Raw genomic sequence first — 16,031 nt, 5'->3', positions numbered from 1 at the left:
CGGCGGGTCGGGGGAGTACGGTTAATGGCGCGTCGCCCGAACACGGGCCCGTGACCGCAGTCGTCAGGGCGTTCGTGCGACGCCGCTCTCGGGTGTTCGCCCGACCCGGTGTCGGACCGCTCGCCGTCAGTCGCGAGGACCCCGAATCGGCGACTAACCCGCTCGACGCGGTCGTCGGCGACGTGCGCGCGGACGAGGCCGATCCGACCGAGAGCGCGCGGCGGGCGCTGCGAGCGGCAGAGCTGAGCGGCGACATCGAGCTCGTCCGCTGCGGTGAGCCGCTGTCCGTCTCGGACGGAACGGTCGACCGGACGGTCTACCCGTTCCTGTTCGAGGCCGCGGCCGGCCGCGAGACGAGCGGTTCGTCCGCCATCGAGGGCGAGTGGCTCCCGCCGACAGATTTCCTCACGCGCGACGCGGCTCCGGGGGTGTGGGAGAGTTACCGCCGCGTCGCGCCCGACGTCGACCTGGTTCGGACCGACGAGACCCACGGCGCGTCGTGGCTCTCCCTCCGGGCGCTCGAGGCGGTCCGCGACGCGGCCGGCGCGGTCGCGTTCGGGGCGCGCGACGGGGGGATCGACCGGGTCGCGGCGCTCGCGCGCGAGCTCCGCAGCGCTCGGCCGAGCATGATCGTCGTTCGACACCGGATCGACCGGGCGATGAGCGGGACCGAGCGGACGCCCGAGGCGGTCCACGACCGCGCCGTCGACGCGCTCGACGCCGCGCACGACGCGGACCGGCTGGCGGCGGAGCGGGCGGCGACCCCGATCGCCGACCTGCCCGGGAGCGTCGCGACGCTGTCGCGGTCCGGAACCGTCGCGGCGACGTTGCGGCGGGCCGGGAGCGCGGCCGTCGTCGGCGAGTCGCGCCCGAGTCGCGAGGGGGTCGCCGCGGCCGAGGGGCTCGTCGACGCCGGTCTGGACGTCACGCTCACGACCGACGCCGCGCTTCCCGGCCTCGTTCGCGAGGGCGACGTCGGCTGCGTCCTGCTCGGCGCCGATCGGGTCCTGCCGAACGGGGGCGTGGCGAACAAGGTCGGGTCGTATCCGCTCGCGCTGGCCGCGGCCGACGCCGATGTCCCGGTGTACGCGGTCGCCGCCGCCGACAAGATCGCGACGACGGACCGGGTCGTTCGGGAGTCGGGGGAGGCGTCGACCGTGTACGACGGCGACCGCGACGTCGAGGTCGCGAACCCGATATTCGAGCGCGTCCCCGGCGACCTGCTGACCGGGGTGATAACCGAGGAGGGGCGGCTCGATCGGGCGGCGATCTCGGAGCGGGCCCGGGAACACGAGTCCCGGTCCGCGTGGGTGAGCCGGTGGGACCGCGGATAGGGGTCGGGCGCCGCGGGATACTATCCTGTCGGCCGATTCGCGACCGTCGTCGCCGGGTCGCCATATATATTTCCCCCGCGGTGCTCCCGTCAGACATGAGCGACGACCGGGTGTTCACGTACAACGGCGGCGCGGTGCCGCCGGGCGAGACGCAGAACATCCGCTACGGGATCAGCGAGACGTACCTCGGCGACCCCGTCCGGATCCCCGTGACCATCGTCAACGGCGAGCGAGACGGGCCGACGGTGTTCCTCACGGCGGCCGCGCACGGCGACGAGCTCAACGGGATCGAGGTGGTGCGCGAGGTCGCACACGACTGGGACCTCGCCGGCCTCGCCGGGACGCTCGTCTGCCTCCCGGTACTCAACGTCCCCGGGTTCATCGCCCAGCAGCGCTACCTCCCCGTCTACGACCGGGACCTCAACCGGTCGTTCCCCGGCGAGCCCGGTTCGACGAGCTCGAAGCGGATGGCTCACCAGATCTACTCGAACTTCATCGAGCCCTGCGACTTCGGGCTCGACTTCCACACCTCCACCCGCGGGCGGACGAACATGCTCCACGTTCGCGGGGATATGACCGACGACGGCGTCCACCGCCTCGCGATGGCGTTCGGCTCGAAGGTGATCATCGACAGCGAGGGGCCGAGCGGCACCCTCCGCGGCGAGGGGACGGCCGACGGGATCCCCACGATCACGATCGAGATGGGCGAGGCCCACCGCTTCCAGCGCCCGCTCATCGACGACGCGCTCGACGGCGTGCGCTCCGTCTTCGCCGAGTACGGGCTGCTCGAGACGGGGGCGGTGCGCTGGCCCGGCTGGCGGACGATCATCGCCGGGGCGGGCGAGAAGACGTGGCTCCGCGCCGACTCCGGGGGAATCGTCGACACGCACTTCGAGAGCGGCTCGCTCGTCCGCGAGGGCGACCGGATCGCGACGATCACCAACCCCTTCAAGGAGGACGCGGTCGCCGTCGAGGCCCCCTTCACCGGACTGCTCATCGGGCTCTTGGAGAACCCCGTCGTCTACCCCGGCAACCCCCTGTGTCACCTCGTCGAGATCGACGAGGCGACGCGCCGGGCGATCGAGACCGGCGACGCGCCGACCCCGGTCGGCCAGCCGGAGTCGGCGGACTGACCCGTCGGAACGGCTTATCCGCGGGAACGCTTTTGGCGTCGACGGGACAACTGCGACGTGTCCGGACGGATCCGGACGGGTGATCCCATGAGTGATCTCAGCCTATCGAGTCCGGCGTTCGGCGACGGCGAGCGCATCCCCGCGGAGCACGGCTACGCGGAGCGAAACGTCAATCCGCCGCTGCGGATCGACGGCGTCCCCGACGAGGCGGCGGCGCTCGTGCTCATCGTCGACGATCCCGATGCGGAAGAGCCGGCGGGAACGGTGTGGGACCACTGGCTGGTCTGGGACATCGACCCCGGTCGCGAGGCGATCCCGGAGAACTGGTCCCCGACAGGGGCGACCGAGGGACAGAACGACTTCGGCGAGCACGGCTACGGCGGACCGAACCCACCGGACCGCGAGCACACCTACCGCTTCCGGCTGTACGCGGTCGATGAGCCGCTCGACCTTCCGCCGTCGACCGACAAGGAGGGCCTCATCGACGCGATGACGGGACGGACCGTCGGTAAGGCTCGGATCGACGGGACGTACCCGGCGTGATCGGTCGCGAGGCGTCGGACCGCGGCGACTCTGTGATCGGCCTCAAGGCGTCGGACCGCGGCGGCCTCCCGATCGGACCTTATATTTCGCCGCGGGCGAACCACCGACCATGACCGAGGACCTCGACACGCCGGTGCTCGACAACCACCTCCACCTCGATCCGCGACACGGCCGCGGGATCGACGCCGTCGAGGACTTCGTCCGGCTCGGCGGCACCCACCTGCTCGTGGTGAACAAGCCCTCGTGGCACCTCGGCGTCGAGCCCGACGAGCCGGCCGACTTCCGCCCCGTCTTCGAGGAGACGCTCGACGCGGTCGCCGCCGCGACCGAGGTCCTCCCGGGGCGCGCGTGGCCCGTCCTCGGCGTCCACCCCGGCCTGATAAGCCGCCTGGTCGACGAGCGCGGCTTCGCGCCCGAGGACGCCCGCGACCTGATGCAGGGGGGCTTGGAGGTCGCGAGCGAGTTCGTCGCCGACGGCCGGGCGCTCGCGCTGAAGTCCGGCCGCCCGCACTACGACGTGACCGACGCCGTCTGGGACGCCTCGAACGCGGTCACTCGGCGCGCGTTCGAGCTCGGCGCCGCGCTCGACTGCGCCGTCCAGCTCCACACCGAGGCCAGCGAGGACCTCACCGACCTGGCCGCCGTCGCCGAGGAGTCCGGGCTCGATCCGACGAAAGCTGTCAAACACTACGCCGAGGGCCGGCTCGCGGGCCCGACGCCGAGCGTGATGAGCGAGAAGGACCGGATCGAACGCGCCGCCGAGTCGGGCGAGCCGTTCCTGATGGAGACCGACTTCGTCGACGACCCGGAGAAGCCGGGGATGGTGATGGGCCCCAAGACCGTCCCGCGCCGCGTCCGCTGGCTGCTGGAGGAGGGCCACGACGAGGCGGTCCGACGCGCTCACGTCGAGACGCCCCGAGACGTGTACGGGATCGACACCGAGGCGACGCTGGCGGAGCCGACGTCGTGAGCGACCGCGCCTCTGCGGACAGCGCCGGGGACGGCTCCGCGCCCCCCGAACTCCTCTTCACCGGCTTTCCCGGCTTCCTCGGCTCGGCGCTCCTCCGGCGGGTCCTCGCCCGCGGCGACGGGCCGGTCGCCTGCCTCATTCAGCCCAGGTACCGCGAACTGGCCGAGGATCGCGCTCGGGAGATCGTCGCGGAGGTCGGGAGCGAGGCGGACGGTACCGACTCCGAGTCCGCGCATCCCCCGGCCGTCCACCTCTACGAGGGCGACATCACCGAGCCCGACCTGGGACTCGGCTCGGCGCTCGACGATCCGGACCTGCTGGCGGGCGTCGAGGAAGTGTACCACCTCGCGGCGGTGTACGACCTGAGCGTCGACGCCGACCTCGCTGAGTCGGTCAACGTCCGCGGGACCGAGCACGTTCTTGACGCCGCCGAACGGCTCGCCGTCGACCGGCTCCACTACGTGAGCACCTGCTACGTCAGCGGCCGGTACGACGGCGTCTTCACCCCGGACCGGCTCCGCGAGGGCCAGTCGTTCAACAACCGCTACGAGGCGTCGAAGTACCGCGCCGAGGTCGCGGTGCGGGAGCGGATGGCCGACGGGCTCCCGGCGACCGTCTACCGGCCGGCGATCACGGTCGGCGACAGCGAGACCGGCGAGACCGACAAGCTCGACGGCCCGTACAACCTCCTCCGGCTGCTCTTCGCACAGCCCGCGCGGCTCGCGTTCGCGTTCACCCTCCCCGGCGCCGACGAGACCGAGTTGAACGTCGTGCCGCGCGACTACGTCGTCGACGCGATCGCGGCGCTGAGCGGCCGGCCGGAGACGGTCGGCGAGACGTTTCAGCTCTGCGACCCGGAGCCGCTGACGGTCCCGGAATTCGTCGCGACGCTGAGCGACGCGGCCGGCCGCCGGACGGTGACCGTCCCGACACCGAAGCGGGTCGCGAAGGCGGCGGCCCGCCTGCTCTCGGCCGCGGGAGTCGGCGTGGAGCCGGCGACGATCGACTACTTCGACCACCCGACCCGCTACCGCTGTCCGAACGCGCGGGCGGCGCTGGACGGAACCGGCGTCGAACCCCCGCCGTTCGAGTCGTACGTCGACCGGATCGTGGCGTTCGCCCGCGAGAACCCGTCCGTCGGCGACGACCCGATGACGTGACCGGGGGTGCCGACCCCCGAATCCCGTCATCGACCGGGTGAGACGCCCTCTCTCGGGACGATCGATAGGAAAGGCATTTGAGTAGTCCGGGCGACGTACCGCACATGACCGACGACGACGCCGTTGAAACGTTTTATACCGACGACCGCTGGCAGAACTGGCTCGACCGCTTGAAAGAGGAGGACCTCGACCCCGAGAACGAGGACTCGGCGCGGCTCCTCTTGAACCTCCAGGACGACGCGGCGATCGCCGTCGTGAAGGTGCTCGCGGCGCTCGACGAGGACCGCATCGACGAGGACCGCGCAGTCGAGGAGATCCGCGGCGTGCGCGACATCGTCCTCGCCGACGTCGACTTCGACGACGAGGACAAGGTGATGCTGATCGACGGCGTCCAGACCTCGCTCGTCCCCGTCTTCTACGCGGCCGAGGAGTACGTCGTCGGCGGCGTCGTCGAGGGCGACGTGACCGAGTTCGTGCGCGCGGCCGCCGACGCGGAGGCCGAGGACGACCTCGACGCCGCGCTCGGCTACGTCGTGCAGGCCGGGACCCGCGTCATCGACGGCGAACAGCTCGACATCGACCTCGTCGAGGATCTGGAGTACGGGCTCGTCTCGGAGTGGGTCAACGGGCTCGACTCCCTGCAGTCCGCGATCGAGGACCCCGAAGTCGTCGAGGAAGAGGACTGAGCGCGGCGGTCGTTCCGATTTCGTTTCTCGCGGTGCGTTCCCGTTCGGCGAGCCGTCAGAAAATCGATGAGAGCCTCACCGCATCGGGACACAACAGACCGGTACAGCCGCGTTGCGTACGACCGTCTCGGTGACGCTTCCGATGAGATGGCGTCTGAGGCCGGATCGGCCGTGCGTTCCCATCACGATGATGTCGACATCGTGTTCCTCGCCGTACGAGAGGATCGTGCGTGCGGCCGGGCCGGTCGCGATACTGCCCGTGACGCTGACGTCAGCCGCTCGGGAACGTTCGCGGACCGTCTCGAGCGCCTCCCGTCCGGCCTGCCCGAGCGCGTCGTGGATCTCCGCCGACTCCTCAACGCCACCGAACCGACTCGTGTCGACGGAGTAGACGGTGTGCACCGTTGCCCCGTACGCCTCGGCGAGGGTGATCCCCCACTCGATCGCGAGTTCCGCTCCCTCGCTGCCGTCGGTCGGAAGAAGCACGTTTTCGCACGGCTGATCGCCGATATCGCCGATGTCCGCGTCCGGAGTCACCGTGACGACCGGGACGTCCGCGGTCCGGACGGTCTTCTCCGCGACGCTCCCGAGCACGACCCGTTCGAACCCCGTCCGTCCCTGCGTCCCCATCACGATGAGATCGATGTCGCGGGTATCGACGTAGTCGTTGATCGTCTGGACCGGGACCCCCGACTCCACGGCGGTAGTGATTTCCCCGGAGAGATGAGTTCGAGCGAGGTCCGCGACGGAATCCACCGCCCGTTCGGCCTCCGCTTCGAGCAGCCGCTCCCGTTCGGCCTGACTGTCGGCGTCCAGACCGGATTCGATTTCGTGGCTGTCGACCACCGACACCGCGTGGAGGTCGGCACCGACCGTGGCGGCGAGATCGACCCCTCGCCGTGCCCCTATCTGCGCCCCGTCGCTGCCGTCGGTCGGCACGAGAATTGAGTCGATCGTCGGGCTCATACCCGCAGATTCGAACGCCGTTGATTTAACGCTACGTTCGGTTCCCACGGCAAGGTAGAGGGGGTACGTGTAGCGGTCGGCGATACGTCGCTCCTCCTGAGACGAGATCACCATTTATCAACACCCTACCCGTAGTTTCCGTATGATATCGCGAGTTCTCGTCCCGATGGACGAGTCGGAGATGGCCCGGAAAGCGCTTGAGTACGCCCTCGAGAATCATCGCGACGCGGAGATCACCGTCTTGCACGTCGCTGGCGGGCCGTCGCCGTGGGGAGGAGCGGCCACGTCACTCGCGCTCGAGGAGGATATCGAAGCGGCGGCCGAAGAGCGTGCGAAGGAGGTGTTCGACGACGCTCGGGAGCTCGCGGCCGAGTACGGTGTCGAAGTCAGCACCGAGGTTCAGTTGGGACATCCGGCTCGGACGATTCTGAATAGAGCCGGCGACTTCGACGCGGTCGTGATCGGGAGCCACGGCGGCTCGCTGGCCGATCGACTGGTCGTCGGGAACGTCGCCCAGAAGGTGTTCCGCAACTCGCCCGTTCCCGTCATCGTCGCTCGGTGAGTGACGGCGACTGCGAGCGACGGTCGGACGCGTCTCGGGTACCCCGGGCGAATAGCGCCGACTGAACTGTTTTGAACGCTCGCGACGTGAGTGCGGTATGGCTCTCCCCGCGGCCGAACTCGCGATCGCGCTGCTCGTCGTCTGGACGGCCAGCTCGTTCGTCCCGTTCGTGCCGAGCGGCGTCCTCGCGGCGCTGACCGTCGTCGGGTACGCGTACACCACAGGCTTCGCCGAGCCCGGTCTCGCCGTGCTGCTCGCGCTCGTCCTCGTCTCGCTCTCGGCCTCCGCGGCGGAGCTACTGTCGGGGTTCGTCTCGGGGAAACTCGGCGGCGCGCCGACGCGGACGGTCGCCGCCGGCACGGTCGCCGGCGTCCTGTTGGTGTTCGTTTTGGGTCCGATCGGTTTCGTCGTCGGACTGGGCGGAACCGTCTTCCTCGCGGGGCTTTACGGGAACGCCGACGAGCCGCGCGCCGCCGCCCGGCAGTCGGTGTACGCGGTGATCGGTGCCCTCGCCAGCTCGCTCATACAGGCGGTTATGCTGGCCAGCGTCGCCGTCGTATTTGCGCTCTCCGTTCTATAAATACTGACGGCGCGGTCCGACGGGACCTCCCGGTAGCGACGTCGAACGGCGCCGTGACACGGACGAGACCCGACGGCCGCGAACGTCCGGTCCGCTATCCGACGACCGCGAACAGGAGGAGGTTGTGCGCGGCCGGCCCGAGGCCGACGGCGGCCACGAACCCGAGCAGGAGGTATCCCTCGGCCGGTCGGTCGCGGACGTACTCCGCGAACAGCCAGACCACGCCGCTGGCCACCGCGAGCTTCACCAGCAGGAACACCCACCCCTCGCCGAGCACCGGCACCGTCGGGATCCAGTCAAACCCCAGGAGGATCCGGGAGAGCGGCGTGCGCTCCCCGAAGCCGAGCTGGGTCGTCCCCACCGCGGTCGAGACGCCGTCGAGCGCGTGGCCGAACACCGCGAGCGCGCCCACGCCGCCGGTGACGGCGGTCTCGGGGCGGAGCCGCGTCAGACCGACCCAGACCGCGGCGGCGACCGGCAGGCTCGCGACGAGCGCGACCGTCGACCACCGCGCACCGGCCGGCGAGACCCCGGTCGCGAGCGCGGTCCCGACGACCGGGACGAGGAGGAGCGCGCCGGCGGCGGCGAGGGCGGTCGGGACCCGCTCCGGCGGGCCGGTCGCGATCGCGAGCCACGCCGCGCCCGCGAGCGACCCGACCGTGAGGTACACCGTCGGGGAGCCGGCGAGCGGTGAGAGGACCGGCGGGAGCGCGTCGACGACGTACAGCACGTGGGCCGCGGACCCGAGCGCCATCCACGGCGCGAGCGCGAGCACGTGGCGACCGGTGACCCGCGGGGGGTTCCGGCGGAGTGCGAGGCCGACCGCGCCGGCCGCGAGCAGGACGACGGCGAGGTACGGGAGCGGCGGGAGCGTCGTGCCGGCGGGGAGGAACGGGGGCGCGCCGCCCATCACACCGACAGGACCGGCTGGCTCGCGTAGAGGAGGACGTACTCGGCCGCCTTCCCGAGCACCTCGCCCGGGTCGCCCGTCACGGGCTCGCGCGGGACCACGATGAAGTCCGAGTCCAGCTCCTCGGCCGTGTCGAGCACGACGCTCCCCGGGTGAACCGTTTTCACCGACGTCGAGAAGCCGGCCGCGACGGAGTTGCTGTGGCCCACCCCGGCCGCCTCCGCGCGCCGCGCGACGGACTCCGTGAACGCCTCGGTGTCGTCGGCGACGTCGCTCTCGGCGACCACCCCGTGGTCGATGGCGCGGACCACGTCCTCGTCTAACACGTAGAGTGCGTGGACGCTCGCGTCGTACTCGGTGGCGACCGCGATCGCGTAGTCGACCGCCTCGTGGGACTCCTCGCTACCGTCGACGGGAACGAGGACGAGGTCGATGTCGAGATCGGTCATACGCGAGTCGTCGGCGGGAGAGTTCAAAAAGCCCGCCCAAGACGGTCGGCGGTTCGCATCCCCGCCGCGAGCGATCCCTCGACGGCTCAGAACCCGGAGAGCTCGCGCTGGCCCGCCGTCCGTCGCTCGTCGGGCGGCACGTTCGTCGCGACGATCTCGTCGACGGCGTCCCGGTTGTCGGCGTCGCTGTTGATCGCGCGGGTCGCGTCCTCGCGATCGACGCGGAACCCCGCGTCGGCGTACGGCTCGTACATCACGCCGCTGTTGCTCAACACGACCCGGACGCCCGCCTCGTCCAGCTCGCCAGCGACGTCGAGCAGCCGGCGCTGGTCCTCGCGGTCGAACCCGTCGGCGCCGTACTCGTTGAAGTTCGCGGTCGCGCTCATCGGCTCGTACGGCGGGTCGAAGTAGACGAGGTCGCCGGGCTCGGCGGCGTCGAGGACGTACGCGAAGTCGTCGTTTCGGATCTCGGCGCTCGCGAGCACGTCGCTCGCGCGGCGGATCCGGTCGCGCTGGACCCAGTCCGGGTCGGCGTACTGCCCCACGGGGACGTTGAACCCCCCGTCGGCGTTCTCGCGGTAGAGCCCGTTGTAACAGGTCCGGTTGAGGTACAACAGGAGGGCGGCCTCCTCTAAGGGGTCGAACTCGCCCTCGTAGGGCCGGCGGTTGAACCGCGCGCGCTGCTGGTAGTAGTAGCTCTCCACGTCGCGACCGCGGGGCGTCTCCTCGTGGAACGGGAGCGACGGGTCCGGGTCGGCGTCGGGGTCGTCGAACGCCGCCAGCCGCTCGATGAGCGCCTCCGGCTCGTCGCGCACCCGCTCGTAGAAGTTGATCAGCCGCGGGTTCGCGTCGTTGATCGTCCCGTCCGCGGGCTCCAGATCGAAGAAGAGGGCGCCGCCGCCGACGAACGGCTCGTGGTACCGGCCGTACGAGGCCGGGAACCGAGCGTATAGCTCGTCGAGCAGCTGGCGCTTGCCGCCGGCCCACTTCAGGATCGGCTCGGCCATGCGATGTCGAGACTCCCCCGCGGCGGCGTATAAACGTCTCGGGCTCAGTCGTCGGCCGGCTCGACGGTGGGGATGGGGAGGTCGGCGACGTGGGCGGCGGCCTCGTCGAAGTTCGGCCCCGGCGAGATCGTCCCCGACTCGCGGTCCCAGTCGATATACCCCGCCTCCTCCAGCGCGGGGAGGTGGGTCTCGCGGAGCTCGTCGGCGATCTCGTCCGCGCGGCCGCGGACCCGGAGGTCGGCGAGCGTCTCGACCGTTCCGTCGGCGAGCGCGGCGACCGTCCGCCGCGCCTGCGCCGCGTCGAGCGCCGTCGGTTGCGTGGTGGGAGCGTCGTGTGTCGTTGACATGGCTGTTCGTATCTATGGATAGATCTGCGACGAAATAAAAGTACGGACGGCGCGACGGAGCGGAGTGAGCGGGCGGGGTCCGGAATCGGCGGATCGGATCGCGTCGGGCCCGACGGTGACAGTTACCGCCCACGCCGTCGGCCGTCGCCCACGCCGTCGTCGACTAGCGCACCCGCAGCGTCCGGTGGAGCGTGTAGCCGGCGACGAGGAGGAACACGAACGGGAGCCCCGTGAGCGGGTGCGCCAGCAGCGAGCCGGCCGCGAGGATGAGATACCCCTTGTCGGGCGGCGACCACGCGGTCCGGCTCCGCATCGTCGCCAGCTCGGTCGCGAAGGCGTAGAGGAACCCGCCCGCGACGGGGAGCCACAGCGCCGCGGCCAAGACCGTCCCGAGCGGCGACCCCGCGACATCGACAACCGAACGGGGGACCGGCTCGACCGCGGCCGCGTACTCCGGGTCGACGAGCGCGCGGGCCGCGATCGACACCGGGAGGTACAGCGCCGCGACCGCGACCGTCGTCCAAAAGGGGGCGTTCGAGCGCGACCGCGAACCCGGCGTGCGGACCATACGGACCCCTAGTCAGCGAGCGAGAGAAACCCACCGATCCGGCCGCACCCGCCGCTTGCTCGCTCGGCGATCGGCCTCTCGAAGGACCCGAATTCACCGAAACGTTCCACTTTTTCGAGAAGTGTACGAACGAGTACCATGTTACTCGTTACACTCCGTTAACAATCGTTTCAGACCCTCTGAATGAGTGATCCGTGGTAACGATACTCAAAACTTATCCGAAATATGAAAGGTATTTACTTCCGGGTGACGTACGGGTAGATATGCAACCGATGAACGACGGATACACGGCGCGGGCGGTCGCGGCCGGATCCGACAGTCCGCCCAACGGCGGCCTCGGCGTATCGCTCGCGTTCCTGGCGCTGATCATGCTCCCCCTGCTGATCGCCTCCTACCCGCTCGTCTCCGCGGGGCTGCTCGCCGGGGGAATCGCCGTCGTCGCGCTGGGCCGCTCGATCGCCCGCCACGTCGACCGCGGCACGGTCCGGAAGATCAGCCTCCCCGGTCTCGGCACGGTCGAGTACCGCTTCACGCGGAGCTAAGTCGACCGGCCGGGTCGCGGCCATGCGGGTCGCAACCATGCGGATCGAAAACGAAAGCGGACCCCCTGTCTTTTAAATATCAACCGACGTGTCGAGCGCCGACTACAGCCCGTAGACGACGCGCTCGCCCGTATCGAGTCCGTTCGCGAGAGCGGCGTGCAGTCGCCCCTCGCCGGCGACCCAGTCACCGAGCAGGTAGAGACCCTCCTGCCGGGCGGAGTCGATCGGGCCCCGGTCGACGCCGTCGTCGGGGAGCGCGTAGCGCCACCCCTGATGGTCGGTCCACGCCGGGTCCGCCAGCCGGTCGTCGCCCACGATCGAGGCGGCGTGGTCGGCGAGATCGGCGACGTTCGCGGCCGGGTCGTCGTCGTAGCGCTCGGCCGACCACTCGGGACCCGCCTGAACGATGAGCAGCGTCTCGCCGTCCGGGACGTGGCCCGCCTTGCACTCCTCGCGGGAGATCCAGCCGACGGCGTGCTCGTCGTCGGTGTTGACGAGGCCGTAGTAGGGCACGTCGACCGCGAACGGGTAGTGCAACACCGCCGTCCACACCGACCGGTACGCCACGCCGCCCGCGGCGTCGACGAGCGACTCGCGGACCGGCGACTCCCACTCGGCGTCTCGGAGGAGCTCGGCCGTCTGCGGCGCCGGCGGGTTCACGAGGAGCGCGTCGAACGGCCCCCACGTCTCGCCGTCGGCGTCGTCGACCGCCCAGCGCTCGCCGACCCGGCGGACGGTCTCGACGCGAGTCCGCCGGTGGACCGTCGCGTCGGTCCGACCGAACAGCCGCTTCGCGACCTGCGTGAGCCCGCGCCGGTAGCTCCACTTGTGCTCGTCGGCGTCGCGACCGGGCGACACCTCGCCGTCGGCGTCGAAGGTGTACACCGGCTCGGTGACGTCGACGAGCCCCTCGTCGTCGAGCGTCTCGGTGATCAGCTCGACGACGCGCTCGTCGTCGGACTTCAGGTAGTTCGCGCCGTAGTCGTACGTGAGCTCGTCGCGGCGCCGGGTCGCCGCGCGGCCGCAGAGCCCGCCGGACTTCTCGAGAACGGTCACGTCCGCGTCGGGTGCCGCCTCGTCGATGACGAACGCCGCCGCCGCGGCGCCCGCGCCGGCGCCGACGATGCCGATTTCGGTCATACCGATCGTAGGCGACGCGGTCACTTAACCGGTCGTCTCGCGGAGCGCGAGGCGCGGTGCGGAGCGCGAGGCGCGGTGCGGAGCGCGAGGAGGATTAAAAGAGCTCAGTCGTCGGCGCCGACGACCATCACCGGCGCGGAGGCGCCGCGCTGGACCCGAGTGGGGAGCGTCTCGGGGTGGACGAGCCGGTCGAGTCCGGTGCGGCGCGCGGAGCCGACCACGATCAGATCGGCGCCGTGGGCGTCGGCGAAGTCGAGCACCTCCTCGTGGGGGGTGCCGTACCGGAACCGCTTCTCCACGTCGACGCCGACGGCCTCACCGCGGGCCGCGGCGTCCTCGACGAGCGCCTCGCCCGTCCGCTCGCGGCGCTCGACGACCATGTCCCAGTGTTCGCTGGTGTCGACGACGTACAGCGCGTCGACCGTCGCGCCGTGGGCGGCGGCGACGTCGAGCCCCGCGTCGACCGCGGCGCGGCCGGCTTCGTCGTCGCCGGTGACGACGAGCACGCGCTCGAAGACGGAGGGGCTCCGCGCCGACCCGGTCGAGCCGGGCGCGCTGCGCGTCGAATCGGTCGCGTCGTCGACCGCGTTCGGGACGGCGGTCTCCCCGGTGGCGGTCGGATCGGCGGTGCCGGCGGCGGCGACGTCGGTGGTCTCGATGTCGGCGGTGTTGGTGTCGGCGGACATGGTGGGTAGTGCCGGAATCGCCCGTTCTCGGACGCCGGTCGTGTTCGATACCACCTTCGAGCGGCCTCCTCTTAACAATTTTCGACAGTATAGACGATTATCATTATCTATCTGGTGGCGGTCCGCGGATCGATCTGTGTTTCTAACGATCTATCCGGATTTTAGTACACGAATGGCCACGAAAGCGACACGCAGACCGCCACGAAATCGACACGCTGAATCGGAACCGTGCTCGCGGGACTGAGTTCAGAATAGTTCTCGTTTGTTACGCGATCTGTATTTTAACTGGACGTATAATAGGTGCTTGCACATTCATTACTCGTCTCATGTCGACACACGTGTATTATGAGTATGTTTTTACTATTCTATCGGAATTCGATCGTGTCGTCAATATATGATGGAGAAACACGTCGTAGTGCGGGGGAGTACGGAGAGAACGGCAACGGATGAAACTAAACGCGGCAGTCGGGCGTCCGAGAAACGGCGTGACGGGGGAGCTTTCCGGGGGGGAGGCCGTGCTGCCAGTTAACCCGATCTACGCGGGGCTGGCGGCGCTGCCGCTGCTGTTGCTGCTGTTCACGCTCGTGGTGTTGCGGTGGCGCGCCCACGAGGCGGCGTCGGTCGGGATGTTCTCGGCGGCCGCGGTCGCGCTGACGGCGTACGGGATGCCGGTCGAGGCGCTCTCGGTGGCGAGCGCGAAAGGGGTGTGGGACGCGGTGTTCGTCCTCTACGTGATCCTCCCGGCGCTGGTGTTCTACCACGTCATCGAGCGGGCGGACGGCTTCGAGGCGCTGCGCACCCGAATCAAGTCGTTCACCGACAACGAGCTGTTCTTAGTGCTCGCGTTCGGCTGGGTGTTCGTCTCGTTCATGCAGTCGATCTCCGGGTTCGGGACGCCGATCGTCGTCGTCGCGCCGCTGCTGCTCGCGCTCGGCGTGAAGCCGGTGTACTCGGTCGCGATCCCGCTGATCGGCCACGCGTGGGCGAACACCTTCGGCACGCTCGGGGTGGCGTGGCTCGCGTTAGTGCAGGTCACCGAGATGCAGAGCGTCGCGGTCACGGCGCTCGCGCTCGCCGTCCTGCTGTGGATCCCGAACCTGATCGCCGGCTTCTCGATCGCCTGGATCTACGGGCGGACGGACGCGGTGCGGTACGCCGCCCCCATGATCCTGATCGTCTCGCTGATCCACGGCGGCGGCCAGCTCGCCGCGGTGACGGTCATCCCCCCGGAGTTCGCGAACTTCTTCGCGGCGACGGTGGGGCTGCTCGCGCTCGGGCCGCTCGCGATGTGGGACCGGTACGCGACCGCGACCGACGCGATCGGGGAGCGGCTCGTGATGACCGAGGACCTGAGTCCCGCCGCGGGCGCCGACGGCGACGGGACCGGGGCGGTCGCCGACGGCGGCGTGGCGACGCCCGCCGACGCGGCCGCTCCCGACGACGACCTGATGAGCCTCAAACTCGCGGCGTTACCGTTCGCCGTGCTCGCCGCGATCGCGTTCGTCACCGCGGTCGTGACCCCGCTCGGTAACGCGCTCGGGAGCCTCAAAGTCGGCCTGAGCTTCCCCGAGATCGCGACCGGGCTCGGCGTCGTGACCGAGGCGGCGGCGCCGTACTCGCCGTTCGCGCCGCTGTCGCACCCGGGGACGTTCCTGCTCGTCAGCGCGCTGGCCGCGTTCCTCGCGTACCGTCGCGGCGGCTACTACGAGATCGCCGCGTCGCGGGCCGACGGGGACCGCTCGGCGTTCACGCGGGCGGTCCTCGCGACCGCGGTCCCGGCGTCGATCGCGGTGATCTCCTTCCTCGTCATGGCGAAGCTGATGGACCACAGCGGGCAGGTGCTCGTCCTCGCGGAGGGGACCGCGAGCGTCGCGACGCCGAGCTCCTACGGGTTCCTCTCGCCGCTCATCGGCTCGCTCGGCGCGTTCATGACGTCGAGCAACACGGCGTCGAACATCCTGTTCGGCGGGCTCCAACAGCAGACGGCCGCCCAGCTCGGCGGGATCTCGGAGGCGCTGATCCTCGCCGGCCAGAGCGCCGGCGGCGCCATCGGGAACGCGATCTCGCCGGGCAACGTCATCCTGGGGACGACCGCGGCCGGCATCGTCGGCCGCGAGGGCGACGTGCTCCGGGTCACCATCCCGTGGGTCGCCGCCGTCGCCGCGCTCGTCGGGCTCGCCATCGTCCTGCTGAACGCCGCGGGGCTGCTGGGGGTGGCCTGAGATGGGCGTCCTCGACCGATTCACGCTGGCGTTCGTCCTGATGGCGCTCTCGCTTCCACTGATCAGCTACGGCGCGACCGCCGGGCTCGCGGCGCTCTGGGCGGTCGGCCTGGCGATGCTCGCCGCCGGGGGGCTGATCCCGCCGGCGGTGCGGTTCACCGCGGCGGACCCGGACGCGCTGTAGCTACCCTCTCCTCCCGTCGGGGTCGAGGAGGCAAGAACGACC

General features: G+C 70.3%; 19 protein-coding genes. 11 read left to right on the top strand and 8 right to left on the bottom strand.

Annotation, left to right across the window (positions count from 1 at the left end):
- The first annotated feature begins 50 nt into the window (after positions 1–50).
- From Hrr1229_RS12695 to Hrr1229_RS12670, 6 genes are all read left to right on the top strand, one after another.
- A complete protein-coding gene (locus Hrr1229_RS12695; RefSeq protein ID WP_123112552.1) occupies positions 51–1,334 on the top strand; it encodes a translation initiation factor 2 in 1,284 nt (427 codons plus the stop codon).
- Between the two features lie 95 nt (positions 1,335–1,429).
- On the top strand, positions 1,430–2,467 hold the full coding sequence (locus Hrr1229_RS12690) for a succinylglutamate desuccinylase/aspartoacylase family protein (protein ID WP_123112553.1): 1,038 nt from the start codon (positions 1,430–1,432) through the stop codon (positions 2,465–2,467).
- Between the two features lie 87 nt (positions 2,468–2,554).
- The gene (locus Hrr1229_RS12685) at positions 2,555–3,010 is read left to right on the top strand and encodes a YbhB/YbcL family Raf kinase inhibitor-like protein (protein ID WP_123114833.1); all 456 of its coding nucleotides are present in this window, start codon (positions 2,555–2,557) and stop codon (positions 3,008–3,010) included.
- Positions 3,011–3,119: 109 nt separating this feature from the next.
- Complete coding sequence (locus Hrr1229_RS12680) at positions 3,120–3,980, top strand: TatD family hydrolase (RefSeq protein WP_123112554.1); 861 nt, start codon at positions 3,120–3,122, stop codon at positions 3,978–3,980.
- A complete protein-coding gene (locus tag Hrr1229_RS12675; RefSeq protein WP_123112555.1) occupies positions 3,977–5,140 on the top strand; it encodes an SDR family oxidoreductase in 1,164 nt (387 codons plus the stop codon). The genes Hrr1229_RS12680 and Hrr1229_RS12675 overlap by 4 nt, the downstream gene beginning before the upstream one ends.
- Positions 5,141–5,244: 104 nt before the next feature.
- Positions 5,245–5,826, top strand: coding sequence for a DUF2150 family protein (locus Hrr1229_RS12670; RefSeq protein ID WP_123112556.1), 582 nt, complete (start codon positions 5,245–5,247; stop codon positions 5,824–5,826).
- A gap of 75 nt (positions 5,827–5,901) precedes the next feature.
- Here the strand turns inward: Hrr1229_RS12670 and Hrr1229_RS12665 are convergent, their stop codons facing one another.
- On the bottom strand, positions 5,902–6,792 hold the full coding sequence (locus Hrr1229_RS12665; protein ID WP_123112557.1) for a universal stress protein: 891 nt from the start codon (positions 6,790–6,792) through the stop codon (positions 5,902–5,904).
- 142 nt (positions 6,793–6,934) lie between these two features.
- Between Hrr1229_RS12665 and Hrr1229_RS12660 the strand changes: the two genes are divergently transcribed.
- Together Hrr1229_RS12660 and Hrr1229_RS12655 are read left to right on the top strand one after the other, a co-directional pair.
- On the top strand, positions 6,935–7,354 hold the full coding sequence (locus Hrr1229_RS12660) for a universal stress protein (protein WP_123112558.1): 420 nt from the start codon (positions 6,935–6,937) through the stop codon (positions 7,352–7,354).
- Positions 7,355–7,451: 97 nt separating this feature from the next.
- The gene (locus tag Hrr1229_RS12655; RefSeq protein WP_123112559.1) at positions 7,452–7,934 is read left to right on the top strand and encodes a DUF456 domain-containing protein; all 483 of its coding nucleotides are present in this window, start codon (positions 7,452–7,454) and stop codon (positions 7,932–7,934) included.
- A gap of 94 nt (positions 7,935–8,028) precedes the next feature.
- Here the strand turns inward: Hrr1229_RS12655 and Hrr1229_RS12650 are convergent, their stop codons facing one another.
- From Hrr1229_RS12650 to Hrr1229_RS12630, 5 genes are all read right to left on the bottom strand, one after another.
- Positions 8,029–8,847, bottom strand: coding sequence for a DUF63 family protein (locus tag Hrr1229_RS12650; protein ID WP_255212503.1), 819 nt, complete (start codon positions 8,845–8,847; stop codon positions 8,029–8,031).
- On the bottom strand, positions 8,844–9,293 hold the full coding sequence (locus Hrr1229_RS12645; protein WP_123112561.1) for a universal stress protein: 450 nt from the start codon (positions 9,291–9,293) through the stop codon (positions 8,844–8,846). The genes Hrr1229_RS12650 and Hrr1229_RS12645 overlap by 4 nt, the downstream gene beginning before the upstream one ends.
- Before the next feature lie 86 nt (positions 9,294–9,379).
- Positions 9,380–10,300 (bottom strand): Dam family site-specific DNA-(adenine-N6)-methyltransferase, encoded by a 921-nt coding sequence (locus tag Hrr1229_RS12640; RefSeq protein ID WP_123112562.1) that lies wholly within the window; start codon positions 10,298–10,300, stop codon positions 9,380–9,382.
- A 44-nt stretch (positions 10,301–10,344) separates the two neighbouring features.
- A complete protein-coding gene (locus tag Hrr1229_RS12635) occupies positions 10,345–10,647 on the bottom strand; it encodes a hypothetical protein (protein ID WP_123112563.1) in 303 nt (100 codons plus the stop codon).
- A gap of 163 nt (positions 10,648–10,810) precedes the next feature.
- On the bottom strand, positions 10,811–11,215 hold the full coding sequence (locus Hrr1229_RS12630; protein WP_123112564.1) for an abortive infection protein: 405 nt from the start codon (positions 11,213–11,215) through the stop codon (positions 10,811–10,813).
- Between the two features lie 263 nt (positions 11,216–11,478).
- Here Hrr1229_RS12630 and Hrr1229_RS12625 point away from each other — a divergent pair, with 263 nt between their 5' ends.
- Positions 11,479–11,757, top strand: coding sequence for a hypothetical protein (locus Hrr1229_RS12625; RefSeq protein ID WP_321169503.1), 279 nt, complete (start codon positions 11,479–11,481; stop codon positions 11,755–11,757).
- Between the two features lie 102 nt (positions 11,758–11,859).
- Here Hrr1229_RS12625 and Hrr1229_RS12620 read toward each other — a convergent pair whose 3' ends face one another.
- Both Hrr1229_RS12620 and Hrr1229_RS12615 read right to left on the bottom strand, forming a co-directional pair.
- Positions 11,860–12,897 carry an FAD-dependent oxidoreductase gene (locus Hrr1229_RS12620; protein ID WP_123112565.1) on the bottom strand — a complete coding sequence of 346 codons (1,038 nt, stop codon included), beginning with the start codon at positions 12,895–12,897 and terminating at the stop codon, positions 11,860–11,862.
- 104 nt (positions 12,898–13,001) lie between these two features.
- Entirely contained in the window at positions 13,002–13,583 is a 582-nt protein-coding gene (locus Hrr1229_RS12615) for a universal stress protein (RefSeq protein ID WP_123112566.1), read from the bottom strand.
- 485 nt (positions 13,584–14,068) lie between these two features.
- On the opposite strand from Hrr1229_RS12615, the gene Hrr1229_RS12610 reads away from it, so the two are divergent.
- Together Hrr1229_RS12610 and Hrr1229_RS12605 are read left to right on the top strand one after the other, a co-directional pair.
- Positions 14,069–15,805, top strand: coding sequence for an L-lactate permease (locus Hrr1229_RS12610; RefSeq protein ID WP_255212501.1), 1,737 nt, complete (start codon positions 14,069–14,071; stop codon positions 15,803–15,805).
- A gap of 1 nt (position 15,806) precedes the next feature.
- Positions 15,807–15,989, top strand: a complete 183-nt coding sequence (locus tag Hrr1229_RS12605; RefSeq protein ID WP_123112568.1) for a hypothetical protein — start codon at positions 15,807–15,809, stop codon at positions 15,987–15,989.
- Positions 15,990–16,031: the final 42 nt, after the last annotated feature.

This window comes from Halorubrum sp. CBA1229 (assembly GCF_003721435.2).
Taxonomy (GTDB): domain Archaea; phylum Halobacteriota; class Halobacteria; order Halobacteriales; family Haloferacaceae; genus Halorubrum.
Note: the sequence above shows the minus strand (reverse complement) of the source record. Positions and strands in the feature narration are given on the sequence as shown.